This window comes from Roseomonas aerilata DSM 19363, from assembly GCF_000711725.1.
Classification (GTDB): domain Bacteria; phylum Pseudomonadota; class Alphaproteobacteria; order Acetobacterales; family Acetobacteraceae; genus Roseomonas; species Roseomonas aerilata.
In genome coordinates, this window is record NZ_JONP01000001.1 from 487,273 (window position 1) to 510,658 (window position 23,386).

A 23,386-nucleotide genomic window follows, 5' to 3' on the forward strand; every position below is an offset into this window, starting at 1 on the left:
CGCATGCCAGAGACCCCAAGCTGGGAGACGATCGCGCTGAGCCGGGAGGAGGGGGGCATCGCCGTCCTCACCCTCAACCGCCCGGCCAAGCGCAACGCCATGAACCCGCGCATGAACGAGGAGGCGGCAGCGGCGCTGGAGGTGCTGCGCTACGACGCCGAGGCGCGCGTGGTGGTGCTGACCGGCGCGGGCGAGGCCTTCTGCGGCGGCATGGACATCAAGGAGTTCCTCGTCGGCCTCAAGGACAAGCCCGACGAGTACGACCGGATCGACCGCCTGACCTATGAGTGGCGCGCGCGCACGCTGCGCCGCTTTCCGAAGCCTGTGATCGCCATGGTGAACGGCTGGACCTTCGGCGGCGGCGTCTCGCTCGTCGAATCCTGCGACCTCGCCATCGCCGCGGAAGACGCGACCTTCGGCGTCTCCGAGATCAACTTCGGCATGTTCCCGGCGGGGCCCGTCACGCGCTCCCTCACGCGCCTCGCGCGGCCACGGGACGGGCTGCTGCACGCCATGACCGGCCGCCCCTTCGACGGGCGCGCGGCGGAACGGATGGGCCTCGTGAACCTCGCCGTGCCACGCGCGTCGCTCCGCGACGAAACCTTCGCCCTCGCGCGTGAGATCGCGTCCAAGGACCCGCACGCGCTGCGTGCGACGAAGGAATCCTTCTGGCTGACGCAGGAGATGTCGCACGACGCGGCGCAGGACTACGTCAGCGCGAAATACCATGAGCTGACGCAGCGCCAAGGCGGAAGCTGGCGAGAAAAGGGGGCGCAGGGCTTCCTCGACAAGGCTTACAAGCCCGGCCTTGGCGGGAGGAGCGCATGAGCAGGGCCGAACTCGTCTCCGGCATGGGCCGGAGCACGCCTGACCGTATCTGGGTGCAGGGGCGCGACCTCTGCCGCGACCTGCTTGGCAAGGTCTCGCTCTCGGACATGGCCTGGCTGGAGATCACCGGCCGCGAGCCGACGCCCGGAGAGTCGAAGGTCTTCGACGCGCTGCTCGTCGTGCTCGTGGAGCACGGGATGACGCCCATGGCGATCGCGACGCGCCTGACCTATCTCGGCGCGCCCGAATCCCTCCAGGCCGCGGTGGCGGCGGGCCTCTGCGGCATGGGCACGACCTTCGCCGGGACGGCCGAAGGCGCGGCGAAGCTGCTCCAGGAGGCACTGCGCGACGCGCCGGCCGAGGCGGACCTGGCGGAGATGGCGCGCGGCATCGTGGCCGAGCGCTTCGCCCGCAAGGCCGTGGTGCCGGGCATCGGCCACCCGCTGCACAAGCCCGTGGACCCGCGCGCGCCCGTCCTCTTCGCACTCGCCGAGGAGCACGGCATCGCCGGCCGCCACGTCGCCCTCATGCAGCAGGTCTCGCGCGCGGCCGAGGCATCCTCCGGCAGGTCGCTGCCGGTGAACGCGACGGGCGCGCTCGGCGCCATCGCCTCCGACATGGGGCTCGACTGGCGCCTCTGCCGCGGCCTCGCGGTGATCGGCCGCGCGGTCGGCCTCGTCGGGCACATCGCGGAGGAACTGCGCCAGCCCATCGCCCGCGAGGTCTGGCTGCGCGTGGAGGAGGAGACGGCGAGGAACGCCGCGAAGGGGGAGGACGAGCATGGCTAGCACCATCGGGCGCCGCTCACTCGGCGCGCTTCTCCTGGCCCCCGCGGCCACCAGGGCGCAGACCGGCACTGTCTGGGCGCCGAGCCGCCCCATGCGCCTCATCGTGCCCTACACGCCCGGCGGCGGCACCGACATCGTTGGCCGCCTCATTGCGCGTGCCCTTGGTGACATGCTGGGCCAGCCCGTCGCCGTGGAGAACCGTCCCGGCGCTTCCGAGATGGTGGGCACCGAGGTCGTGGCGCGCGCCGCGCCCGACGGCCACACGATCGGCCTCGTGACCAATACCATTACCATCAACCCCGCCCTCTACCCGAGCGTGCCCTACGACAACGCGCGCGACCTGCGGCCGCTGAGCTCCCTCTGCACCGTGCCCTTCGCGCTGGTCGTGCACCCCTCCGTGCCCGCGATGAACCTGCGCACGCTCATCACGCTCCTCAAGGCGCGGCCCGACGCCATGTCCTACGCCTCGCTCGGGCCGGGCAGCGTGCACGGGTTGGCGATGGAGTGGTTCAAGAACCTCTCGGGCACGCGGGCCGTGGCTGTGCCCTATCGCGGTGTGGCACCGGCCATGCAGGCGATCGCAACCGGGGAGGTCCAGCTCGGCTTCGCCGGCCTGACCGCGGCCGTGCCGCAGATCCAGGCGGGGCGCCTGCGCGCACTCGCGGTCAGCCCGGCGGAGGGCGTCGCCGCCTTCCCGCAATGGCCGCCCGTCGCCTCGGAAGTGCCGGGCTTCGACATGACCACCTGGTACGGCCTGGTCGTGCCCGCCGGCACACCGGACCCCATCGCTGCCCGCCTCGGCGAGGAAATCCTCAAGGCCTTGGCAAGCGAGGAACTGCTCTCCCGCTTCGCCGCCCTCGGCGTCGAGCCCGCGCCCGCGACGCCCGAGGCCTTCGCCCGGCGTATCGCGGCGGAGACAACCATGTGGGCCCGCGTCGTCGCCGCGACCGGCGCCAAGGCCGAATAGGCGGGGAGGGGAGGCGTCATGCGAGAGCCGGAGCTGACCGAAGACCAGCGGCTGATCCAGGAGACGGCGCGCAGCCTCGCCGAGGAGCACTTCCGCCCCCTGGCCGCGCGCGCCGACCGCGAGTACGCCCCGCCCGTCGGCAACCTGCGCATCCTCGCGGAGCACGGCTTCTGCGGCGCCTTCATCCCCGAGGAATACGGCGGCGCCGGGCTCGGCCTCTTCGACACCGTGATCGTCATGGAACAGGTGGCCCGCAACTGCGCCAATACCGCCATCCTCCTGAGCGGGACGGATGGCGCGACGCCGCGCAGCATCCTTCATCTCGGCACCGAGGAGCAGAAGCGCCGCTGGCTGCCGCGCTTTGCCCGCGCGGAGACGCTCGCCGCCTGGAGCATGAGCGAGCCCGAGGCGGGATCCGACGTCGCGGCCGTCCGCACCCGGGCGCGCAAGGACGGCGATAGCTACATCATCGACGGGGCAAAAACGTGGTGCTCCGGCGCGCAGGTCTCCGACCTCTTCCTCGTCCTCGTGCGGCTCTCGGACGAACCCGGCATGCGGGGCGTCGGCGCCGTGCTGGTGGAGCGCGGCACGCCCGGTTTCACCATCGGCAACCACCTCGACATGATCGGCCTGCGCGCGACGGGCATGGCCGGCCTGAACTTCGACGCCTGCCGCATCCCCGCGGACAACCTCATCGTGCCCGCGGGCGGCATGCGCCACCTGTTCAAGGTGCTGGACGCCGATCGGATCGCCGGCAATCCGACGGTCTGCCTTGGCGTAGCCGGCGCGGCGCTGGACGGGGCGACGGCCTACCTGCGGGAGCGCAAGCAGTTCGGCAAGGCGCTCTCGGAGTTCCAAGGTCTGCAGTGGCGGCTGGCCGACATGGCCATCGATATCGAGGCCGGACGCGCCCTGCTGTGGCGCGCCGCGCGGCGCATCGATGCGAACGAGGCGACGCCGATGGACGCCTCCGTCGCGAAGACCTTTGTCAACGAGATGTCGGTCCGTGTGACGAACGCCGCCATGCAGCTCGCGGGCGGCTACGGCCTCTCGGAGGAATTTCCCTTCGAGCGCTATTTCCGTGACGTGCGCGGCATGTCCGTCGGCTACGGCACGACGGAGATCCACCGCAACACCATCGCGCGCGAGGTCCTGGAGGGTCGTTATGCCGCCTGATCGCCTCACCCGCCGCACAACGCTCGCGCTGCCGAGCCTCCTCCTCGCCGTGAAGGCACGGGCGCAGGGCTGGCCCGATCGCGCCGTCACGATGGTCGTGCCCTTCCCCGCCGCCGGCACGGCGGACCTTGTGGCGCGGTTGCTGGCGCCCGAGCTGTCCCGCGCCCTCGGCCGCCCTTTCGTGGTGGACAACCGGCCCGGCGCGAACGGCACCCTCGGCACGGACCTCGTCGTTCGTGCGCAGGCGGACGGCCACACATTGCTCCTGGGCGCGAGCCCCACGCACACCATCAACCCGCACCTCTATCGCCGCATGCCGCACGACCCCTTGCGCGACACCGCGCCCGTAGCACTGGCGGCGGAGGCGCCGAACGTCATCGTCGTGCATCCCTCGCTCGGTGTGGACAACCTGGGCGGCCTGATTGCCGCGGCCAAGACCCGGCCTTCGAGCATCGCCTACGCCTCGGGCGGCAACGGCAGCAGCGGGCACCTGGCCATGGAACTGCTGAAAACGGCGGCAGGTATCGACATGCTGCACGTGCCCTATCCCGGCGGCCCTGCGGCGCTCAACGACCTGCTCGCGGGGCGCGTGGCGGTAATGGCCTTCACCGCCCCCTCCGTCATGCCGCATGCCGAGGCCGGGCGTCTGCGCGCCCTCGCGGTCACGGGCGCTGCGCGCTCGCCGCTCGCGCCGGAGCTGCCGACAGTGGCCGAGAGCGGCTTCCCCGGCTACGAGGCCGTCGCCTGGTTCGGTCTCTTCGGCCCCGCTGCGTTGCCCGAGCCGATCGCCGCCCGCCTCTCTGCCGCCGTGGCGGAGGCGCTGGCCGATGCGCGCGTCCGGGACGCGCTAGCACGGGCCGGGGCGGAGGCGCGCCACCTTCCGCCCGCCGCCTTCGGGAACTTCCTGCGAGAGGACTCCGCCCGCTGGGCCCGGGTGGTCGAAGCTTCCGGCGCGAGGGTGGACTAGGATGCGCCTCCTTGGCTGGTCGTTGTACCCCGTCCGGCTGCCCTATCGGGCGCCAGTCGAGTGGTCCGATGTGGCGGAGGTCTCCGCCGACCTCCTGATCCTCCGCCTGCGAGCAGAGGACGGGCGGGAAGGGGCCTCCGAGGGAACGGCCAAGCCGACCTGGTCCGGCGCGACCCTCGCCTCCCTCGCCGCAGCGCTGGAGGGCGTGGTGCTGCCGCGCCTGCTCGACCGCGACCTCTCATCCCCCGGCGCCGTGCTCCAAGCCCTGGCACGCGTGCCGGAGAACGCGACCGCCAAGGCGATGGCCGACGCCGCCGTGCGCGACCTGCTGGAGGAGGATGGGCCATCAGGCGAGCTGGCTCTCTCCTGGACGATCACCCTCAAGGACCCGGCCGCGATGGCGCGGGAGGCCGAAGCGATGGTCGCGGCGCACGGCTTCCCGGCCCTGAAGCTGAAAGGCGGCCGCAGCTTCGAGCGGGACATGGAAACGGTGCGCGCCGTCCGCGCCGCCGTGGGGCCAGGCGTGGCGCTCACTCTCGACATGAACGGCCTCTACGCCGACAGTCCCGCCCTGCGCGCGCATGTCGCGTCCCTGGCGGCGGCGGGGCTCACCCATGTGGAGGACCCCACCACCCTCCGCTCCGACGAGTCCTTCCGCAGCATCCAGTCAGCCTGCTCCGCGCCCATCATGGTGGACGCGGCCATCTGGTCGGAGGCGGACGGCGCCGCCTTCCTCGATCGTGGCGCGCGCGCCCTCGGCATCAAGCCCGGCCGCGTCGGCCCCTCCGTCACCGAGGCGATCGCGGCCCGCGCCTTCGCGGCCGGCGCGGAGGTCGCCATCGGCCTCTTCGGCGAGAGCGACTTCGGCGCCGGCGCCACCTGGCGGCTCGCGGCACGGATGCCGCCGGGCTGGCCATCCGCCGAGACCTCCACCTTCCTCCTTTTCGACCGGCCGCTGACAACGGAACCGCCCGCCCTCCGCGGTGGCCGCGTCGCGCTGCCCGCCGGGCGGGCCGCCGCCCGGGCCGACTGGGCGACCATCGCCCGCCTGCACCCCTGAGCCGGGATCATCCGATGCGCACGCTTGCCGACCTTCTCGCCCGCAACGCCGCCCTCTCAGGGCGCCGCCCGGCCCTCACCAGTGCCGGCCGCCAATGGACCCATGCGGAGCACGCCGCACGCATCGCCCGCCTCCGCTCGGCCCTCGCCGCGCGCGGCATCCGCCCGGGCGATCGCGTGGCCGTCCTCTCGCAGAACCGGTCCGAGATGCTGGAGGCCTATGGCGCGGCGGAGATGGGAGGCTGCATCCTGGTGCCGCTCAACTGGCGCCTCGCCGCGCCCGAGCTGGTCGCCATCCTGGCGGATGCCGACCCCGCCGCGCTCCTCTTCGAGGACGGCTACGCCGAGGCGGTTGCGGCGCTGCCCTCGCGGCCGCCACTCCTCGTCTCACTCGGTGCGGCGGTGCCCGGCGCGCTCGGTTACGAAGCTCTGCTCGCCGGCACGGAGACCACGCCCGGCCCCCCTCCGGAGCCGGAGGACGCCGCCTACATCATCTACACCTCCGGCACGACCGGCACGCCCAAGGGCGCGGTGCTCTCGCAGGGCGCGATGCTGCACGCGGCCGGCGACATCGCCTGCGGGGCCGGGCTGCGGCCGACCGACCGTGTGCTGATCACCATGCCGCTCTTCCACGTGGGGGCGAAGATCGAGTGGCTGTCGGTGCAGTACATGGGCGGCTCCTGCGTGCTGCTGCCCCGCTTCGAGCCGGAGAGCGTGTTCCGCGCCATCGAGGCCGAGGCCGTCACCGCCGCGCACCTGGCGCCCGTGATGGTCAAGACCCTCGTCGAGCATCCCGCGCGCACGCGGCACGACCTCTCGACCCTCAGGCGCATCCACTACGGCTCGGCGCCCGTTCCCGTACCCGACCTGCGGCGGGCGGTGGCGGCCTTCGGCCCGGTCTTCCACCAGCTCTACGGCATGACGGAGCACGTTGCCTCCACGATCCTGCTCCCCTTCCAGCAGAACCTCGACACGCCCGAGGGCTCGGCAGAGGCGGGGCGCCTCGCCTCCGCCGGCCAGCCCTATCACGGCACCAGCCTGCGGATCGTGGACGATGCCGGGCAGGACGCGCCGGAAGGCGAGGTGCTGGTCCGCTCGGCCGGCCTCATGTCCGGCTACTGGCGCAACCCCGCGCAAACCGAGGCGGCCTTCGCCCCCGGCGGCTGGCTACGCACCGGCGATGTCGGGCGGATCGATGCGGACGGCTTCCTGCACCTGCTGGACCGCAAGAAGGACGTCATCGTGTCCGGCGGCGAGAACGTGCACAGCCGGGAGGTGGAGGAAGCCTGCCTCTCCCACCCGCTGGTCACGGAATGCGCCGTCATCGGCGTGCCGGACGAGCGCTGGGGCGAGACGGTGATGGCCTATATCGTCCTCCAGCCCGGCGCGGAACTCGAAGCCGCGGCACTGATCGAGCATGTCCGCGGACGCATCGCCTCCTACAAGAAGCCCGGCCGCGTCGCCTTCGTGCCCGACCTGCCGCGGCTGCCGCACGGAAAGGTGGACAAGAAGGCGCTGCGGCGGGAGCACTGGCCGGCAGCCGGGCGCCAGCTCGCCTGAGGCGGCGGGAAGCGCCTCAGCGGCCCGTCTCCAGCAGCGGCCGGGCCGCCGCCATGCTCTCCATCACCGCGCCCAGATGCGCCCGCATCGCCTCCGCGGCCTCCTCGCGCCGGCCGGCCTCCAACAGGTCCAGGATGGCGAGGTGCTCGCGCGCCTGGCGGTAGAAGCGCTGGCGATCCACCAGGGTGCGATAGACCAGCAGCCGCCTCACCCGGTTCACCCGCTGCAGCGCCTCCAGCATAAAGGGATTGCCGGAGGCGCCGACGATCGCCTCGTGGTAGCGCACGCCGCGCTCGTAGAGCGCGTCCGACGAGGCCCGCTCGATCCCGCCGGCCAGCATTCCCTCCTCCACCGCCCGGCACCGGGCGGCGAGGGCTGGATCGAGGCGGTAGCCCGGTTCGAGCAGGCTCGCGGGCTCGATCGCGAGCCGCAGACGATAGCTTCCTTCCAGAGCATCCGGCGTGGTCAGCACGGCCGAGAAGCGCCATCCATAGCCGGGCCGCCGCTCGGCCCATCCCTCCGCCGCGATGCGATCCAGCAACTGGCCGAGCTGCCCGCGGCTGAGGCCGTATCGCTCGCGCAGGGCTGCCCCGGAAATGCTGTCCGGCAGGCGTCCGGCGAGCCGGTCCTCGGCCATCGCGAAATAGACGGCTGACAGGCCATCGGGCTTCCGCCGCCCGCTCAGGGCAGCCGCGGGCAGCCGTCCCTCCGGTGCCACGAAGAAGCCTCGGCCCGGTGTCGCCACGACAATCCCGTGCTCGGCCAGGACCCGCAGCGCCTGGCCTACCGGAAAGCGTGACACGCCGAAGCGGTCCGCCAGCCGCTGCGCCGGCAGCCGGGCGCCGGCCGGCAACGCGCCCGCGCTCACCTCGTCGGCGAGGGCATGCACGATCGCCGAAACGGTACTCGTGGGGCTCTCGGACAAACGCGGGAGGTCTCCAGGCCGGGCAACTTGGCTGGCGGCAGGTTCTTGCATTTCAGACGTTCAACATGCAAGGTCCCCGAAAGCCGCCTGAGCGAGGAAGCGACGCCATGATCACCCGCCGCCATCTGGCCGCGACTGCCGGCCTTGTCCTGGCTTCTCGAGGTGCCCGCGCCCAGGGCGGCTTTCCCAGCCGCCCGATCCGCGCCATCGTCGGCTATCCCCCGGGCGGAGGCGTCGACATCGTCGCGCGGCTGATTGGCGAGCCCATGCGCTCGGCCCTCGGCCAGCCCCTCGTCGTCGAGAACCGTCCGGGCGCCAGCGCCATGATCGCCGCGCAGGCCGTCGCGAAGGCGCCGGGCGACGGCTACACGCTTCTTTTCGCCGCTGCGGGCGAGATCGCGGCAAACCCTGCCCTCTACAAGGAGCGGATGTCCTATGACGCGGAGCGCGAACTCGCCCCCGTCACCCTCTGCGGCACCGTGCCGTGCCTCGTCGTCGTCCCGGCCGACCTGCCCGTCCGCAACCCCGCGGAACTGATCGCCTATGCGCGGGCGAACAAGGGCACTCTCTCCTTCTCCTCCTCCGGCATCGGCAACCCGCAGCACCTGGCGGGGGAGTTGATGAACCGCATGGCCGGCACGGACGTGCTGCACGTGCCCTATCGCGGCTCCGTCCCGGCAGTAACCGATGTAGCCTCGGGGCGGGTGACGATGAGCTTCAGCAGCCTCGGCGCCGCGCTTCCGCTCATCCAGGAGGGCAAGCTGCGGCCCGTTGCCGTCACCTCAAGGGAGCGCATGCCGCAGCTGCCGGAGGTGGCCCCCCTGCGCGAGGCGCCGGGCCTCGAAAACTACGAGTTGGTGAACTGGTTCGGCATCTTCGCGCCGGGCACCACGCCCGCGCCCGTGCTGGAGCGCCTCGCCACCGCTGCCGAAGCCGCGCTGGCGGAACCGAGCCTTTCGGCGAAGCTGACCGACCAGGGGATCATCCCCCGCCGCCTCTCCACCACCGCCTTCCGCGCCTTCGTGCGGGAGGAGGCAGGCAAGTTTGCCGCCATCATCCGCGACGCCGGTATCACGGCCGAGGGCTGAGCGCCGCGGCCTTTTAGCGAAAGTTCAGCATGACCGAGACGACCATCGCCGAGGACGCGCTCCTCGACCTCGCCACCCGCGCCCTCGTGGCGGGCGGCATGCGCGAGGCCGACGCCGCGCTCACCGCCAGGGTTCTTGTCCTCGCCGACATGTTCGGCGTCCGCACCCACGGGATCAGCCGGGTCGCGCAGTATCTCGGCCGCGTGCAGGTGGGCGGCATCGACCCGGCGGCGGAGGTGCAGGTCGCGCGCATGGCGCCGGGCCTCTCCATGGTGGACGGCCGCAACGGCATCGGCCCGCTGATCGGCATGCGCGCGCTCCAGGCAGCGACGGAATCCGCGCGCGAGGTCGGCATCGGCGCCGCGTTCGCCCGCGGCAGCAACCATTTCGGCCCGATCCTGCCCTACGCCTATCTGGCCGCGGAGGAGGGGTTCGCGAGCATCATCGCGAGCAACGCCACCACCACCATCGCGCCCTGGGGCGGCAAGGACACGCGGGTCGGCAACAACCCCGTCGGCCTCGGCATGCCCAACCCGGAGGGTGACCCGATCATCCTCGACATGGCGCTTTCCGTTGCGGCGCGCGCCAAGATCCGCAAGTTGCTGGAACAGGGGCAGCCCATGCCGGAGGGCTGGGCCGCGGATGCCGAGGGCAAGCCCACGACCGACCCGAAGAAGGGGTTGGAGGGATTCCTCCTGCCGGTCGGCGGCCACAAGGGCTACGGCCTCGCCGTGATGGTGGACCTCTTCGCGGGGCTCCTCTCCGGCGCCGCCTTCCTCACGCATGTGCAGGCCTGGGACAAGAACCCGGAGGCCGCGCAGAACCTCGGCCACGTCTTCGTCCTCATCGACACGAAGCGCCTGCACGCGGCGGACTGGATGCGCGAGCGGATGGCCGATTTCGGCGAGATCCTCCGCAGCACCCCGCCCGCTGATCCCGCCCAGCCCGTGATGGCGCCCGGCGACCGCGAGATGGCACTGCACGCGCGGGCGAAGCGCGAAGGGGTCACGGTGGGGACCGCCGATCTCGAGGCTGTCCGGGCACTGGCCGCCTGAAGCCATCGCGCAGAGGGGAGGGAAAGAGCACATGTCCTGGACGGTCGAGAGCCTGCAGCAGGGCTATCCCGGAAAGTCGAAATACCACGGCGGCCTCGGCTGGAGCACCATCGGCCTCGCGCGCGGGCCGGAGGGCCGGATCGCCGTGCTCGATACGGGCGGCTTCGGGGCCAGGCGCCGCCTGCTTACCCAGCTTCAGGCGGCCGGCGTAGCGCCCGAAGAGGTCACCGACCTCCTCCTCACGCATCTCCATTACGACCACTGCCTCAACTGGCCGATGTTCCCGCGCGCTACGATCCATGCCGGCGCGGCGGAGCTCGAGATGGCGCTCGCCCTGCCGGACGGGGATCCGCTCTACCCTGAATTCACCATCCGCGAGCTTGCGCGCCACCCCCGGCTGCGCCGCCTCACCGATGGCGCGACGGAACTGCCGGGCATCACCTGCTTCACCGCCCCTGGTCACACGATGCATCACCTCGTCTTCGTGCTGGAGGGCGAGACGCGCACCATCTTCTCCGCCGACGTCGCGAAGAACCGCTCAGAACTGGTCACCGGCCGCGCCGACATGACCCTCGACGCCGAGGCGCATGCGGCCTCCATCGCCCGGCTGAACGCCACTTGGCGGGAGGTGCCGGGGACGGTTCTCCTGCCCGGCCACGACCTTCCGCTGCGGCTGGACGCCGCCGGAAACATGGTTCCCCTCGCCGAGCGTGCCTGCGCCATCGAGGCTTGGTTCGGCAACGCGCTGGAGGACGTCACCCGCTTCGACCTGACGGAGAAGGGAACCGCGTCCTCTCCGGCCTGACCGGCCTTTCCGCCCGCGTTCTGTAAAGACGGCTCAACGGCCGGAGGGCTGCTCGACCGGGCAGCTCTTCGCCTTTTCGGGCACCCTGCAAGGGCCGACCGAGCTGACCCTTCTGATGGCCGATGCACCCTGGGACGACCGTTGGTCTCCCGTTCGTGATCGGCGATGCCGGCGCACCGTGCGTTAGCGGCTTTGAAGATTCGCGATCCTCCCCGCCGCATCCAGCTCGTGAGGGGAGGACCAGCGCAGCGTCCGTGCGATGCGGCCCGAAGCGATGGCAGCGCTTTGCCGCTGCGGGCGTTCTAACAGATAGAAAATCCGAGCCTGAGATCGGCACCGGGCTGCCGGTCGGGCGAGGAGAGGAGTCAGAGCAAGCCATGCAGAAAATCGACGATCTTGAACTTTCCCGGCGCGGGCTCTTGGCCAGTGCGGCGGTGACGGCGATGGCGCCCGCGACACCGGTCGCCGCGCAGGCGCCGGCGCAGGCGGAGGGGGCGGGGACCGCCGCCGTGCCGGTGCTTGCCCGGACCTCGCTGACGGTGAACGGCCAGCAGCGCAGCCTCGACCTCGACACGCGGACGACGCTGCTCGACGCCCTTCGCGAGCACCTGCACCTGACGGGCAGCAAGAAGGGCTGCGACCACGGCCAGTGCGGCGCCTGCACGGTGATGGTGGACGGGCGCCGCGTGCTCTCCTGCCTGACCCTGGCCGTGATGCACGACGGCGACGAGGTCACGACCATCGAGGGCCTCGGCCAGCCGGACAAGCTGCACCCCATGCAGGCGGCCTTCGTGAAGCACGATGGCTACCAGTGCGGCTATTGCACGCCCGGCCAGATCTGCTCGGCCACCGCCGTGCTGGACGAGATCAGGCAGGGCATCCCCAGCTACGCGACCGCCGACCTGACGGCGACGCCCCAGGTTACCCCCGAGGAGATCCGTGAGCGCATGAGCGGCAACATCTGCCGCTGCGGTGCCTACTCGAACATCCTCGACGCGATCACCGAAGTTGCGGGGAGGCAGGCATGAGGCCCTTCACCTACGAGCGCGCCAGCACCCCCGCCGAGGCCGCCGCCATTGCGGCACACCGGGAGGGCGCGAGGTTCATCGCGGGCGGGACCAACCTGCTCGACCTGATGAAGCTGGGGATCGAGACCCCGGCCCACCTGATCGATGTTAACAGTTTGTCGCTCGACAAGATCGAGCCCACGCCGGTGGGCGGACTGCGCATCGGCGCCCTGGTGCGCAACACCGACCTCGCCGCCGACGAGCGCGTGCGCCGCGACTACGCGGTGCTGTCGCGCGCCCTGCTGGCGGGCGCCACCGGGCAGCTGCGCAACAAGGCGACCACGGCCGGCAACCTTCTCCAGCGTACGCGCTGCCCGTACTTCTACGACACCGCCCAGCCCTGCAACAAACGCCAGCCCGGCAGCGGCTGCTCGGCCATCGGCGGGGTCACCCGGCACCTGGCAGTCATCGGCGCGAGCGAGGCCTGCATCGCCACCCATCCCTCGGACATGGCGGTCGCGATGCGCGCCCTGGACGCGGTGGTGGAGACAGTGAAGCCAGACGGCACGACGCGCGCGATCCCGATCGCCGAGTTCCACCGCCTACCGGGTGACGCGCCCCAGCTGGACACGACGCTGGAGCGCGGCGAGATCATCACGGCGGTGACGCTGCCCCCGCCGGCTGGCGGCCGGCAGTTCTACCGCAAGGTGCGCGATCGCGCCTCCTACGCCTTCGCACTCGTCTCCGTGGCGGCCATCGTGCAGCCGGACGGCACGGGACGGGTGGCGATGGGCGGCGTGGCGCACAAGCCCTGGCGCGTCGAGGCGGCCGAGGCGGAACTTCCGCGCGGCGCGAAGCCGGCCATGGCGGCAATCCTGAATGGGGCGAAGCCGATGCCGGACAACGCCTTCAAGCTGACCCTCGCGGAGCGAATCCTGACCTCCGTGCTCACCGAGGCGAAGGGCTGAGACGATGAAGTTCGACACCCCCGCTACCACGAGCCCGATCGACCAACTCAAGTTCGTCGGCCGCCCGCTGGACCGCATCGATGGGCCGCTCAAGACGACCGGCACCGCCCCTTACGCCTATGAACGGCACGACGTCGCGCCCAACCAGGCCTATGGCTTCGTCCTCGGCGCCGGGATCGCGAAGGGGCGCATCGCCGCCATGGACACCACGGCTGCCAAGGCGGCGCCGGGCGTGATCGCCGTCGTCTCCACCCTCGACATGCCGAGGATGGCGAAGGGGCGGATGAACATTGCCTACCTATTCGGCGGCGCTGAGATCCAGCACTACCACCAGGCCATCGCCCTCGTCGTCGCCGAGACCTTCGAACAGGCGCGCGGGGCTGCAGGGCTGATCCGCGTGGACTACGCGCGCGAGCCGGGGCGGTTCGACCTCGCCGCGGCCGCAAAGACCGCGCCGCTGGCGGGCGGCGACAGCGACGAGGGAAGCGGCGCCCCCCCCGAGGACCGCTTCGGCGACTTCGAGGGTGCCTTCGCGGCCGCCCCCGTCCAGCTCGACGAAACCTACACCACCCCGGCCGAGAGCCATGCCGCGATGGAGCCGCACAGCTCCGTCGCCTCCTGGGAGGGCGACAAGGTCACCATCTGGACCTCGAACCAGATGATCGCCTGGGGCCGGCGGGACGTCGCCATGACCCTCGGCATCCCCGTCGAGAAGGTCCGGCTCGACTCCCCCTATGTCGGCGGCGGGTTCGGCGGAAAGCTCTTCGTCCGCGTGGACGCGATCCTCGCGGCACTCGGCGCCAAGGCGGCAAGGCGGCCCGTGAAGATAGCGCTGACGCGCCCGCTGATCGCGAACAACACCACCCACCGCTCGGCGACGATCCAGCGCATCCGCATCGGTGCTGGACGGGATGGGAAGATCACGGCCATCGCGCATGAGAGCGCTTCCTACAACCTGCCGGACGGCAAGCCGGAAACGGCGGTCTCCCAGACGAAGCTGCTCTACGCCGGAGCGAACCGCCTGACCGCCATGCGCCTCGCCGAGCTCGACCTGCCCGAGAGCAATGCCATGCGCGCACCGGGCGAGGCGCCGGGCCTCATGGCGCTCGAGATCGCGATGGACGAGATGGCCGAGAAGCTCGGCATCGATCCCATCGAGTTCCGCATCCTGAACGACACGCAGGTCGATCCGGAGCATCCCGAGCGGCCCTTCTCGCAGCGCCAGCTCATCCAATGCCTGCGTCAGGGCGCGGAGCGCTTCGGGTGGAACCGGCGCAGCGCGATATCCGGGCAGCGGCGGGAAGGCCAGTGGCTCGTCGGCATGGGTGTCGCGGCCGGCTTCCGCAACAACCTCCTGACGAAGTCGGGCGCGCGCGTCCGGCTGGACAAGAGCGGCGTGGTCACGGTCGAGACGGACATGACCGACATCGGCACCGGCAGCTACACCATTATCGCCCAGACCGCGGCGGAGATGATGGGCGTACCGATGGAGAAGGTGGTCGTGCGCCTCGGTGACTCCGACTTCCCCGCCTCGGCCGGGTCGGGCGGGCAGTGGGGCGCCAACAACTCGACCGCCGGCGTCTACGCGGCCTGCACGAAGCTGCGCGAGGACGTGGCGCGCAAGCTCGGCTTCAACTCGGCCGATGCCGTCTTCACGGATGGCGTGGTCCGCGCCGGCAACCGCGAGGTTCCGCTCGGTCAGGCGGCGGGCGAGGAGGGCATGACGGCGGAGGACGTGATCGAGTACGGCGATCTCGCCAAGCGCTACCAGCAGTCCACCTTCGCCGGCCATTTCGTGGAGGTGGGCGTGGATGCCATGACCGGCGAGACGCGGGTACGCCGCATGCTCGCCGTCTGCGCGGCGGGTCGCATCCTCAACCCGAAATCGGCGCGCAGCCAGGTGATCGGCGCGATGACCATGGGCGTGGGCGCCGCCCTGACGGAGGAGCTCTCTCTGGACAAGCGTCTCGGCTTCTTCGTCAACCACGACCTCGCGGGCTACGAGGTGCCGGTGCACGCCGACATCCCGCACCAGGAGGTGATCTTCCTCGACGAAGTGGACCCGATCTCCTCGCCCATGAAGGCTAAGGGCGTGGGCGAGCTCGGGCTCTGCGGGGTTGGCGCCGCCATCGCGAACGCCATCCACAACGCGACCGGCATTCGCCTGCGCGACTACCCGATGACTCTCGACAAGCTGCTGGACAAGCTGCCGCAGCCGGCGTGAACGGCCGGGGGAGGGGTCTTGTCCTTCCCCCGTTCCACTTGTCAGGCGGGAAATCCCCCGTCGAGCACCCCCGCCGGCCGGAAGGTGCCCGCGCCGATCAACCCTGCCCCCATGCCCGCGTTCAGCGATTTAAGCGGCCGGCGCCGTGGGGAGGAACGGGCTTGGCTCTGCTGACGCGCGACGACATCCGCCGGCAATCGCGCCTTGCCTGGTTCTGCCTCCTCCTCCTCGCCGCGATGTCCGCCTGGTTCTGGTCGCTCGACAAGCGCAACGCCTCCATGGGCGTGCTCGTCTCTCTCGTGGGCTGCCTCGGCCTCATCCTGCCCCCGCGGGAGAGGATGGAGGTGCTGCCGGCCCGCCTGCGCTCCCTGCCACGCGCCCTCGACTGCACGCCGATCCTCGCCACGCTCCTCAGCAGCCCTGGCTACGGGCTGAACTGGTTCTACGGCGAGAACCCTTATGACGAGATCGTCCACCTCTTCAGCGGGGCCATGGCCGGGGCCGTCTTCGTCGCGCTGCTGCTGGCGGACGGTCGCCCCTGGCGGAGCGGGCGGGTCATCCTCGCCGGCGCCGCCTTCGGCCTCCTGCTCGGGTGCTCATGGGAGGTCTTTGAAGCGATCACTGGCCTCATCGGCGATTTCACCGACACCTGGACGGACATTGTGCTGACCACGCTCGGCGCCACCGTCGCGGCAATGGTCCTGGCGCGGCGGGCGGAATGAGTCACGCGCCACCCCCGCCGCCCGGCCGACCGATGCTGGTCGCCACCTACAACGTCCATCGCGGGCGCCCGCCCGCGGGGCTCTTCCGCCCGGAGGGCATCGCCCGCGTCATCGCGGAGATCCGCCCGGATCTCATCGCGCTGCAGGAGGCGCAGCACTACCTCCGCCGTGACGCCCCGATGCTCGATGAGGATCATCTGGCGCAGGAGGCCGGTCTGCGCCCTCTCCGACTGCATGATCGCCCGCGCGAGCAGGGCTGGCGCAGCAACCTCATTCTCATCCGCCGTGACGCGGCGGTGCTGCGGCCGCCGATGGGCCTGCGGATCGGCGGCATGGAGCCGCGGGGCGCAATCATGGCGGAACTCGACCTCGGCTGGGGACCCTTCCGCGTGATCGCGACGCATCTCAGCCTCGGCGCCGCGCGCCGCAAGCGGCAGGCGCAGGCCCTGCTGGCGGCGATGGAAGCCGGCCACGGCGCGCGCTTGCCGACGGTCCTGCTCGGTGACTTCAACGAGTGGCGCCTCGGCGCCTCGGCCCTCGGCGTGCTGCAACCGGTCTTCGGCACGCCGCCGCAGGTGCCGACCTTCCCGTCCTTCCGGCCATTCCTCAGCCTGGACCGGATCATGGCGCATCCCGCCGGGATGATCGGGCCAGCGGAGGCGCATGACACGCCGCTCGCGCGCCGCGCCTCGGATCACCTGCCTCTCAAAGCCAAGGTGTCGTTTCCGGCAGTTGCGTAGGGGCCGCGGCCCGGTTGGGGCCGCGGCCGGCGCTTTGTCAGCCGATCTTGCGGCTGGCAGCGGGCGGCAGGAAGCGGTCGGTGAACATGTCCCCGACCTTCGGCGGGTTCGCCACGCCATAGGCCTCGGCATTGACGCGGATGAGCGTCTCGGCGCGCGCGTTGTCGAGCACGCCCGTGCCGCCGGCCTTCACGTTCGGCGTCAGGATGGAGCGCTCGTAGGTCATGCCCCAGCGGCGCTTCTCCAGCGCCTCGTCGAAGAGCGGCTCGCGCTTCTTGAGGGAGGCCATGCCAGCATCGGGCTCGGCGATCAGCATCTTCAGCCCCTCGACCGAGGCGCGGACGAAGGCGGCGGCCACCTGCGGGTTCTTGTCCAGCCAGTCGGCCCGGGCAACGAGGGCGCTGCCGTAGATGTCGAGGCCGTTCTCGGCATAGGGCCAGGCCACAATGTCGCTCTCCGCCGTGCCGAGGCCGACAAGGTTGAAATAGGTGGTGAAGAGGAAGCCCGTCACCGCATCCACCTGGCCCTGGGCGAGCATCGTGTCGCGCAGGTTCGCCGCCATGCTCGTCCAGCGGACGCCCGAGGCATCGATGCCGGCCACGCGCGAGAAGGCGGGGAAGAGCATCCGGCTGCCCTCGCCCTCGGGCGCGCCGAGGCGCTTGCCGGCCACGCCCTTGGGCGAGGTGATGCCGGACTTCTTGAGAGTGATCAGCGCCGCCGCCGTGCGGTCCAGCACCTGGTAGAAGCAGACGAGGCGCTTGTCCGGGTTCTCGGCGTTGAACTTCACCATGGTCGAGACATCGGTGTAGCCGACATCGTAGGCGCCGGAGGCCACCTTCACGGTCGTGTCGCCCGAGCCGAAGCCGCGGTCCATCCGAAGGTTGATGCCCTCGCGACGGAACACGCCGCGGTCGTCGGGCAGGGAGAACATGCCGTGGTTGCCCTGCAGCGCCCAATCGAGGGCGAAGCGCACGGGCGTCGCGGTCTGCGCGCCAGCGGGGCGGATGGCCGGCATCGCCAGCCCGGCGGCGCCGGCGGCGAGGAGGGTGCGACGAGCGAGCATAGGCGGCGTTCTCCGGTAAGTCTCAGCCATGTGACCTGGCACCGGTATCGCCCGGCGCGAGGCGAGCGTCCATGCAGGATCGATGCCGATGCGGCTCAGCCCGCCGCCACCGCCGCCTCGTCCATGTCCACGCCAACGCAGACCGAATGCCTGCCGCCCCCCAGGATGACACCGAGCAGCGGCGAGACATCCCCGAAGTCGCGGCCCCAGCCGAGGACCACGTGCTCCTCCGCGACGAAGAGGCTGTTGGTGGGATCCATCTCCACCCATCCTGCCTCAGGCCCCATCCAGGCGGCCACCCAGGCATGGGACTGGTCCACCCCGACCCGGCGAACTCCGCCTGGTGGCGGCCGTGTGCGAATATAGCCGGAGACGTAGCGCGCGGGGATGCCGAGCATCCGGAGGCCGGTCACGAGCAGATGCGCAAAATCCTGGCACACCCCGGCCCGGCGTCGCAGCACCTCCTCCACCGGGGTGGAGACGGTGGTGACGCCCGCGCGGAAGGCCATGTGGTCGCGGAAATCCGCGATCAGCTCTACTGCCGCCTCCCCGACCGGGCGACCGGGCGTGAAATAGGGGGCGAGGAAAGCGCGCGCAGCCTCCACGGGCGGCAGGGTCGGGCTCGGAAAAAGGAACTCCGCCGCCTCGGCGCGCGCGAGGGCAAGGCCGCGGATCGCCTCCCAGGGCGGGGTCGCAGTCGGCAGCGGCGCGGGCGCCGTCACCTCCATGATGGAGTCGGCGGTCACCGTCAGGCGCGCGTGCGGCCGGTCGAGGTAGAGCCAGGCGGTCGGGTTGCCGAAATGGTCCAGCCCCTCACTCCGCCGCGCCGGCGCGGGATCGCAGGACAGCGACGTGTTCAGCACCCGCTGGCGCGGCAGCGGGCGCGGCGTCAGGTGCAGGAGATGCGTCGCCATCTCCACCGGCAGTTCATAGGCATAGGCTGTGACATGGCGGACCCGGTAGATCACGCCGCCCCCCGCACGGGCACTTCCGCCGTATCCACGCCCAGCAGCCGCGGCGCCGCGACGAGGGTGAAGTAGCGCCGCCCGATCGCGTCCGAGAGGGTCCCGACCGAATTCTCGAGCGAGAGCAGCCGCGGCGAGAGGCGGGTCGCGGCCAGCGCGGGATCCGAAGCCTCCGCCACCTCCGCCGCCATCGCCTCGCCTTCCCGCCGCAGCCGCCCCGCCCAGCCCGAGAGCGTGGGATCGCCGCCGCCCTCGACGCCCGCCAGCAGCGCCTCCGCGGCGGCAAGCTGGAAGACGAGGCCCCGCGGATTGGCCGGATCCGCCATCACCAGGTCCAGCGCCGGCGCCGGCTGCAGGAGGTGGAGGTAGCGCGTGCGATAGGTGATGACGGAATCGCAGAGCTCGAGGGAGAGGGCGAGCGCGCTCTCCACCCGCGCCGGCGGCTCAGCCAGGAGATGCCCGAGAAGCGCCGCGACGCTCGCCCCCCGCTCCAGCCGCCGACCGAGGTCGAGGAAGGTGTGGGCACCCCCGCGCACCATGTTCTCCGCCGCCACTCCGGCAACGCCGGACGCATAGCGCACGAGCCCGCCGAGCGCCGCCCCCAGCGCCGCGGGTGTTGCTGCTTCCATCAGCGCGGCCCGGCAGTCCCGCAGCGGCAGCGTGAAGGCGGCGTGCATGTCGCCGGTCAGCCGGTCCCGCGTGCCCTCCACCAGCCGGGCGACCTCGCCCGTCAGCCGGTGCAACCGGCCGCCGCCGCGCCCCGATTGCAGCAGCGCCCGGCGCAGCGCCGCGTCGTCGCCGGAAGTCGGCAGCTCCTCCTCGGTGATAAGCTTCGCGTCCAGCAGGCAGCGCGACAGGGCTGCGACCTCCGCGAGGTCGCGGGGAAGCATGGGCGCACGGTCCAGCCGGGCCATGGCGGCCCGCATCAGCCGCGCGGAATCGTCCAACCGTTCTACGTAGCGGCCAAGCCAGAAGAGATTGTCCGCCACGCGTGAAGGCAGGTCACCCGCCGCACGGCGGATCGCGAGCGCCGGCACCTGCAACGCCCCCGGACCGCGGATCTCCGCGCCCTCTTCCGAGAGCACCCAGACATCCTTCGAAATCTCGCCCGAACGCCCCTCCGCATCCGCCACCCGCGCGACGCCGCCCGGCAGGCATCGCCAGCCCGCCCCGTCGTGCAGCAGGAAGAGCCGCAGCGCGACCGGCCGCGGTTCCAGGTGCTCCCCGACCAGCGTGGGAGCGAGCGAGGCGGCCCCCCGCGCCACGGCCGCCCAGCCCCTCGGGTCGCCCCCGGCCTCCACGGCCCCGGCGCCCGCCTCGCCGGCCCGGCGCAGGACATATCCCGTGGGCGCGGCTTCGTAACGGGCGAGGGAGGCCGGATCGCCCAGCCAAAGCGTCTCCACCGAGGGCAGCGCCAGCTCCTCGCCGAGCAGGTCCCGGCACAGCACGGGCAGAAAGGCCGGCAGGGCAGGGGCCTCGGCCAGCCCGGCGCCCGGGTGGTTGTGCACGGAAAGACTGCCCGCCCGCACGGCATCCAGCAGCCCCGAGACGCCGAGCGCCGTCCGGCCGCCCAGTTCCAGCGGGTCGAGCAGCGCCCCGGGCACGCGAGAGAGAAGCACGCGCACCGGCTGCAGCCCACGCAACGTCTTCAGGAAAAGCACCCCGCCGCGCGCCGTCAGGTCGCCGGCCTCGGCCAGCGCGCAGGAGAGATCGCGCGCGAGCGTTACGTGCTCCGCCCATTGAGGGTGGGCAACGCCGGGGGTCAGGAGGGCGACTGCCGCGGCCCCCGCATACTCGGCACCTGCCGCCCGCTGCAGCACGTCCCGCCAGGCGTCCACGAAGGGGCGCAACGGTCGCATCTGCACGGCGCGCGCGCATTCCGGCAGTGTCCGCGCCATGTGGGAGCGGTTGGCATAGGCCTGCGCCAGCCCCTCCATCGAGACCACGCTGTCCGCCGCGACGCGCCAGCGCCCGTCGGCCCCGCGGATCAGGTCGGCGGCATAAAGGTGCAGGAAGGGCCCGGGCACGCTGTTGCAGCAGGGCCGGAGGAAGGCGGGGTTGGGAAAGACAAGCTCCGGCGGGATCGCGCCGCCGGCGAGGAGGGATTGCGGGCCGTAGAGATCGGCCAGCACCGCTTCCAGCAGCCGGGCGCGCTGGGCCAAGCCCTGCGACAGTTCGGCGAACTCGGTGCCGTCCAGCAGCAGCGGCACCGGGTCCAGCCGCCCCGCGGCGCGCTGCCCGGGCGAGGCGGGCGAGGGGAGAAGGCCCGCCGAGCCCTCCTCCTCGAAGGCGCGATCCAGCAGGCGCGCGCGGGCGGCGAGCCCTCCCTCCGGCAGGCTCGAAAGCGCCCCAAGCAGCCCGCGCCAGCGCGGCCGCACATGCCCCCTGCCGTCGACCATCTCGTCGACCGGCTCGGCGGCGTCGCTCACGCGGGAACCAGGGTGAGGGAGGCGGAGAAGTCCACGCCGCAGGCCTCGTGCGTGCCACTGACCGGCGCAGCCAGCCGCGGATCGGAGGCGGCGGAGAGCGGCAGGTGGAACTCCGCCGCGAGCAGCCCGGAGGTCGGGTCGAAGCCTACCCAGCCCGCGCCAGGCAGGAATGCTTCTGCCCAGGCGTGCAGCTCGGCCGTCCCCTCGTTCGTGTCGAGGAGATAGCCGGAGCAGAAGCGGGCGGCGATGCCCATGGCCCGGAAGGCCTGCACGAGGAGCCAGCCGGTGTCGCGGCAGGAGCCCTCGCCGCGGGAGACGACTTCCTCAGCTTCCCAGATGCCCGGTTCGTCCCGGCGGATGTAGCGAATTTCGCCGGCGACGCGGCGGGCGAGGGCGATGAGCAGCGGGATTGTGTCCTCCCCGCCGGCCTGCGCCTCCGGCAGTAGCGCCGCGAGACCCGGCCCGGCGGCCCCGCACCGCAGGTTCGGCGCCAGCTCCGCCGCCAGCAACGGCTCGTAGGTGAAGGGCCAGCGGTCGGCGCCGTCCTCCAGCAGGAAGGCGAAGGGGTTCACCGGCACCAGCTCCGCCTCCAGCACCGCGGTAATGGTGAAGTGCTCCACGCGTCCGTCGAAGACCGCCCGCGCCTCCGGATTGCCCTGCGGGTCGCGCCGCTGGAACAGCCGATGGTTCGCGGGCTCCACCGTTAGCGCATGCCGCCGGATCACGGCCGCCGCGTGCGGCGCGGGCGAGAGCCGGATCGTCTGCGGCCCCAGCAACACCGGCCGGTCATACCGATAGGTGGTGACATGGGTGATGGTGACGGCGCTGACCATGCGGGGCGGAAGATGACCTCTCGGTGACGGGGCGCGCAGCATAGCCACCGGCGCGGCGGGGGATAGCCCGGATAGCCGCGCCGCGGCCCTGGCGCCCTGCCGCGCCGCCATGGCATCAAGGGCGGCGCGCATCGCGGCGGGCAGTGGGCCCGCCGACGGAACCGGCATCCAGGTACGGAGAAGCGGCCTCATGGGCACGAAATATGTCATTCAACGCCGTGCCCTGCTGGCCGGCGGCACCGTGCTCTCCCTCGTTCCGGTGCCGGGCGCGCGCGTCACTGCCCAGGTGCTGGACAAGGTGGTCTTTCAGACGGACTGGCGCGCCCAGGCCGAGCACGGCGGCTACTACCAGGCGGTCGCGAATGGCATCTACCGCCGCTACGGCATCGAATGCGACCTGCGCCAGGGCGGCCCGCAGCAGTCGCCCGCGCAGCTCCTCGTCGGCGGGCGGGCGGACATGATCATGTCCAACCCCTTCCAGGCCGTGAACTACGTGCGGGAACGGATCCCCTTCCTCTGCATCGCCTCGATCTTCCAGAAGGATCCGGTGATCCTGATGACGCATGAGGAAGCCGGCATCAACGGCTTCGAGGACATGCGCGGCAAGCCGATCATGATGAGCGCCGCCGGCCGCGTCACGCACTGGCCCTTCCTGCGCAGCCGCTTCGGCTTCAGCGATTCGCAGATCCGCTCCTATACCTTCAACCTGCAGCCCTTCATGGCCGACAAGGGCGCGATCCAGCAGGGCTTCGTCTCGTCGGAGCCCTTCGCGGCCATGCAGGCCGGTGCGCGGCCGCGCGTCCATCTCCTCGCGGATGCCGGCTACGAGGCCTACAACACGACGATCGACATCTCGCGAAAGATGGCCACCGAGAAGCGCGACCTCGTGCAGCGCTTCATCGACGCGACGATGGAGGGGTGGAGCCAGTATATGAAGGGCGAGGACATCGGCGCCGCCAACGCCCTCATCCAGGCCCAGAACGCCGAGATGCCCACCGACAAGATGGCCTATGGCCTTCGTGTCATGCAGGAGCGAAAGATCGTGACCGACCACGAGGCCGCAACGCTCGGGATCGGCGCCATGACGCATGAGCGCTGGGGCCGCTTCTACGAGACGATGCGCGACTACGGCGTCTATCCCGCCGGCCTCGACATCCGGCAGGCTTATTCGCTGGACTTCGTGAACCGCCGCATCGGCCCCTGACCCCCGCGCCGGG

The 23,386-nt window shown here is 71.6% G+C and carries 21 protein-coding genes; 16 read left to right on the forward strand and 5 right to left on the reverse strand.

Features of this window, described 5'->3' with window-relative positions; all coding sequences use genetic code 11:
• The first annotated feature begins 3 nt into the window (after positions 1–3).
• From BO39_RS02330 to BO39_RS02360, 7 genes are read left to right on the forward strand one after another with little or no spacing between them, the layout of a single operon-like run.
• A complete protein-coding gene (locus BO39_RS02330; RefSeq protein WP_043829451.1) occupies positions 4–828 on the forward strand; it encodes a p-hydroxycinnamoyl CoA hydratase/lyase in 825 nt (274 codons plus the stop codon).
• Positions 825–1,616: a citryl-CoA lyase gene (locus tag BO39_RS02335; RefSeq protein ID WP_043829453.1), complete on the forward strand. Its 792-nt coding sequence runs from the start codon at positions 825–827 to the stop codon at positions 1,614–1,616. The genes BO39_RS02330 and BO39_RS02335 overlap by 4 nt, the downstream gene beginning before the upstream one ends.
• Entirely contained in the window at positions 1,609–2,583 is a 975-nt protein-coding gene (locus tag BO39_RS02340) for a tripartite tricarboxylate transporter substrate binding protein (protein WP_043829455.1), read from the forward strand. The genes BO39_RS02335 and BO39_RS02340 overlap by 8 nt, the downstream gene beginning before the upstream one ends.
• A gap of 18 nt (positions 2,584–2,601) precedes the next feature.
• Complete coding sequence (locus BO39_RS02345; RefSeq protein ID WP_043829457.1) at positions 2,602–3,759, forward strand: acyl-CoA dehydrogenase family protein; 1,158 nt, start codon at positions 2,602–2,604, stop codon at positions 3,757–3,759.
• Positions 3,749–4,726, forward strand: a complete 978-nt coding sequence (locus tag BO39_RS02350) for a Bug family tripartite tricarboxylate transporter substrate binding protein (protein WP_043829459.1) — start codon at positions 3,749–3,751, stop codon at positions 4,724–4,726. Before BO39_RS02345 ends, BO39_RS02350 begins: the two co-directional genes overlap by 11 nt.
• 1 nt (position 4,727) lies before the next feature.
• Positions 4,728–5,786: a mandelate racemase/muconate lactonizing enzyme family protein gene (locus tag BO39_RS02355; RefSeq protein WP_156963392.1), complete on the forward strand. Its 1,059-nt coding sequence runs from the start codon at positions 4,728–4,730 to the stop codon at positions 5,784–5,786.
• Positions 5,787–5,800: 14 nt separating this feature from the next.
• Positions 5,801–7,345 (forward strand): class I adenylate-forming enzyme family protein, encoded by a 1,545-nt coding sequence (locus BO39_RS02360; protein WP_043829464.1) that lies wholly within the window; start codon positions 5,801–5,803, stop codon positions 7,343–7,345.
• Between the two features lie 16 nt (positions 7,346–7,361).
• Here BO39_RS02360 and BO39_RS02365 read toward each other — a convergent pair whose 3' ends face one another.
• The gene (locus BO39_RS02365; RefSeq protein WP_245614895.1) at positions 7,362–8,270 is read right to left on the reverse strand and encodes a GntR family transcriptional regulator; all 909 of its coding nucleotides are present in this window, start codon (positions 8,268–8,270) and stop codon (positions 7,362–7,364) included.
• Positions 8,271–8,377: 107 nt separating this feature from the next.
• Here BO39_RS02365 and BO39_RS02370 point away from each other — a divergent pair, with 107 nt between their 5' ends.
• The 8 genes from BO39_RS02370 (at position 8,378) to BO39_RS02405 (ending at position 16,879) form a co-directional block, all read left to right on the forward strand.
• Positions 8,378–9,358 carry a Bug family tripartite tricarboxylate transporter substrate binding protein gene (locus tag BO39_RS02370; RefSeq protein ID WP_043829465.1) on the forward strand — a complete coding sequence of 327 codons (981 nt, stop codon included), beginning with the start codon at positions 8,378–8,380 and terminating at the stop codon, positions 9,356–9,358.
• A gap of 29 nt (positions 9,359–9,387) precedes the next feature.
• Positions 9,388–10,413 (forward strand): Ldh family oxidoreductase, encoded by a 1,026-nt coding sequence (locus tag BO39_RS02375; protein ID WP_043829467.1) that lies wholly within the window; start codon positions 9,388–9,390, stop codon positions 10,411–10,413.
• 31 nt (positions 10,414–10,444) lie between these two features.
• Entirely contained in the window at positions 10,445–11,218 is a 774-nt protein-coding gene (locus BO39_RS02380) for an MBL fold metallo-hydrolase (RefSeq protein ID WP_043829469.1), read from the forward strand.
• A 377-nt stretch (positions 11,219–11,595) separates the two neighbouring features.
• Positions 11,596–12,246, forward strand: coding sequence for an aldehyde dehydrogenase iron-sulfur subunit PaoA (paoA, locus tag BO39_RS02385; protein WP_043829470.1), 651 nt, complete (start codon positions 11,596–11,598; stop codon positions 12,244–12,246).
• Positions 12,243–13,193, forward strand: a complete 951-nt coding sequence (locus tag BO39_RS02390; RefSeq protein ID WP_043829472.1) for an FAD binding domain-containing protein — start codon at positions 12,243–12,245, stop codon at positions 13,191–13,193. The genes paoA and BO39_RS02390 overlap by 4 nt, the downstream gene beginning before the upstream one ends.
• A 4-nt stretch (positions 13,194–13,197) precedes the next feature.
• Positions 13,198–15,417: an aldehyde oxidoreductase molybdenum-binding subunit PaoC gene (paoC, locus tag BO39_RS02395; RefSeq protein WP_043829475.1), complete on the forward strand. Its 2,220-nt coding sequence runs from the start codon at positions 13,198–13,200 to the stop codon at positions 15,415–15,417.
• A 161-nt stretch (positions 15,418–15,578) separates the two neighbouring features.
• Positions 15,579–16,139, forward strand: a complete 561-nt coding sequence (locus BO39_RS02400) for a DUF2238 domain-containing protein (protein ID WP_043829477.1) — start codon at positions 15,579–15,581, stop codon at positions 16,137–16,139.
• Positions 16,136–16,879 carry an endonuclease/exonuclease/phosphatase family protein gene (locus tag BO39_RS02405; protein WP_084697773.1) on the forward strand — a complete coding sequence of 248 codons (744 nt, stop codon included), beginning with the start codon at positions 16,136–16,138 and terminating at the stop codon, positions 16,877–16,879. Before BO39_RS02400 ends, BO39_RS02405 begins: the two co-directional genes overlap by 4 nt.
• Before the next feature lie 37 nt (positions 16,880–16,916).
• Here BO39_RS02405 and BO39_RS02410 read toward each other — a convergent pair whose 3' ends face one another.
• From BO39_RS02410 to BO39_RS02425, 4 genes are all read right to left on the reverse strand, one after another.
• Entirely contained in the window at positions 16,917–17,942 is a 1,026-nt protein-coding gene (locus BO39_RS02410) for an ABC transporter substrate-binding protein (protein WP_043829481.1), read from the reverse strand.
• Positions 17,943–18,037: 95 nt separating this feature from the next.
• Complete coding sequence (locus BO39_RS02415) at positions 18,038–18,910, reverse strand: transglutaminase family protein (RefSeq protein WP_043829482.1); 873 nt, start codon at positions 18,908–18,910, stop codon at positions 18,038–18,040.
• Complete coding sequence (locus BO39_RS02420) at positions 18,907–21,336, reverse strand: circularly permuted type 2 ATP-grasp protein (protein ID WP_052401334.1); 2,430 nt, start codon at positions 21,334–21,336, stop codon at positions 18,907–18,909. Before BO39_RS02420 ends, BO39_RS02415 begins: the two co-directional genes overlap by 4 nt.
• Positions 21,333–22,361, reverse strand: a complete 1,029-nt coding sequence (locus BO39_RS02425; RefSeq protein ID WP_169742715.1) for a transglutaminase family protein — start codon at positions 22,359–22,361, stop codon at positions 21,333–21,335. Before BO39_RS02425 ends, BO39_RS02420 begins: the two co-directional genes overlap by 4 nt.
• Here BO39_RS02425 and BO39_RS02430 point away from each other — a divergent pair.
• Positions 22,360–23,373, forward strand: coding sequence for an ABC transporter substrate-binding protein (locus BO39_RS02430; protein WP_043829485.1), 1,014 nt, complete (start codon positions 22,360–22,362; stop codon positions 23,371–23,373). The genes BO39_RS02425 and BO39_RS02430 overlap by 2 nt on opposite strands.
• Positions 23,374–23,386 lie beyond the last annotated feature (13 nt).

Excerpts from the sequence above, each read along its gene's own strand:
- BO39_RS02330 (WP_043829451.1), top strand. The coding sequence starts at position 4 with ATGCCAGAGACCCCAAGCTGGGAGACGATCGCGCTGAGCCGGGAGGAG.
- BO39_RS02335 (WP_043829453.1), top strand. The coding sequence starts at position 825 with ATGAGCAGGGCCGAACTCGTCTCCGGCATGGGCCGGAGCACGCCTGAC.
- BO39_RS02340 (WP_043829455.1), top strand. The coding sequence starts at position 1,609 with ATGGCTAGCACCATCGGGCGCCGCTCACTCGGCGCGCTTCTCCTGGCC.
- BO39_RS02345 (WP_043829457.1), top strand. The coding sequence starts at position 2,602 with ATGCGAGAGCCGGAGCTGACCGAAGACCAGCGGCTGATCCAGGAGACG.
- BO39_RS02350 (WP_043829459.1), top strand. The coding sequence starts at position 3,749 with ATGCCGCCTGATCGCCTCACCCGCCGCACAACGCTCGCGCTGCCGAGC.
- BO39_RS02355 (WP_156963392.1), top strand. The coding sequence starts at position 4,728 with ATGCGCCTCCTTGGCTGGTCGTTGTACCCCGTCCGGCTGCCCTATCGG.
- BO39_RS02360 (WP_043829464.1), top strand. The coding sequence starts at position 5,801 with ATGCGCACGCTTGCCGACCTTCTCGCCCGCAACGCCGCCCTCTCAGGG.
- BO39_RS02370 (WP_043829465.1), top strand. The coding sequence starts at position 8,378 with ATGATCACCCGCCGCCATCTGGCCGCGACTGCCGGCCTTGTCCTGGCT.
- BO39_RS02375 (WP_043829467.1), top strand. The coding sequence starts at position 9,388 with ATGACCGAGACGACCATCGCCGAGGACGCGCTCCTCGACCTCGCCACC.
- BO39_RS02380 (WP_043829469.1), top strand. The coding sequence starts at position 10,445 with ATGTCCTGGACGGTCGAGAGCCTGCAGCAGGGCTATCCCGGAAAGTCG.
- paoA (WP_043829470.1), top strand. The coding sequence starts at position 11,596 with ATGCAGAAAATCGACGATCTTGAACTTTCCCGGCGCGGGCTCTTGGCC.
- BO39_RS02390 (WP_043829472.1), top strand. The coding sequence starts at position 12,243 with ATGAGGCCCTTCACCTACGAGCGCGCCAGCACCCCCGCCGAGGCCGCC.
- paoC (WP_043829475.1), top strand. The coding sequence starts at position 13,198 with ATGAAGTTCGACACCCCCGCTACCACGAGCCCGATCGACCAACTCAAG.
- BO39_RS02405 (WP_084697773.1), top strand. The coding sequence starts at position 16,136 with ATGAGTCACGCGCCACCCCCGCCGCCCGGCCGACCGATGCTGGTCGCC.
- BO39_RS02410 (WP_043829481.1), bottom strand. The coding sequence starts at position 17,942 with ATGCTCGCTCGTCGCACCCTCCTCGCCGCCGGCGCCGCCGGGCTGGCG.
- BO39_RS02430 (WP_043829485.1), top strand. The coding sequence starts at position 22,360 with ATGGGCACGAAATATGTCATTCAACGCCGTGCCCTGCTGGCCGGCGGC.
- BO39_RS02425 (WP_169742715.1), bottom strand. The coding sequence starts at position 22,361 with ATGAGGCCGCTTCTCCGTACCTGGATGCCGGTTCCGTCGGCGGGCCCA.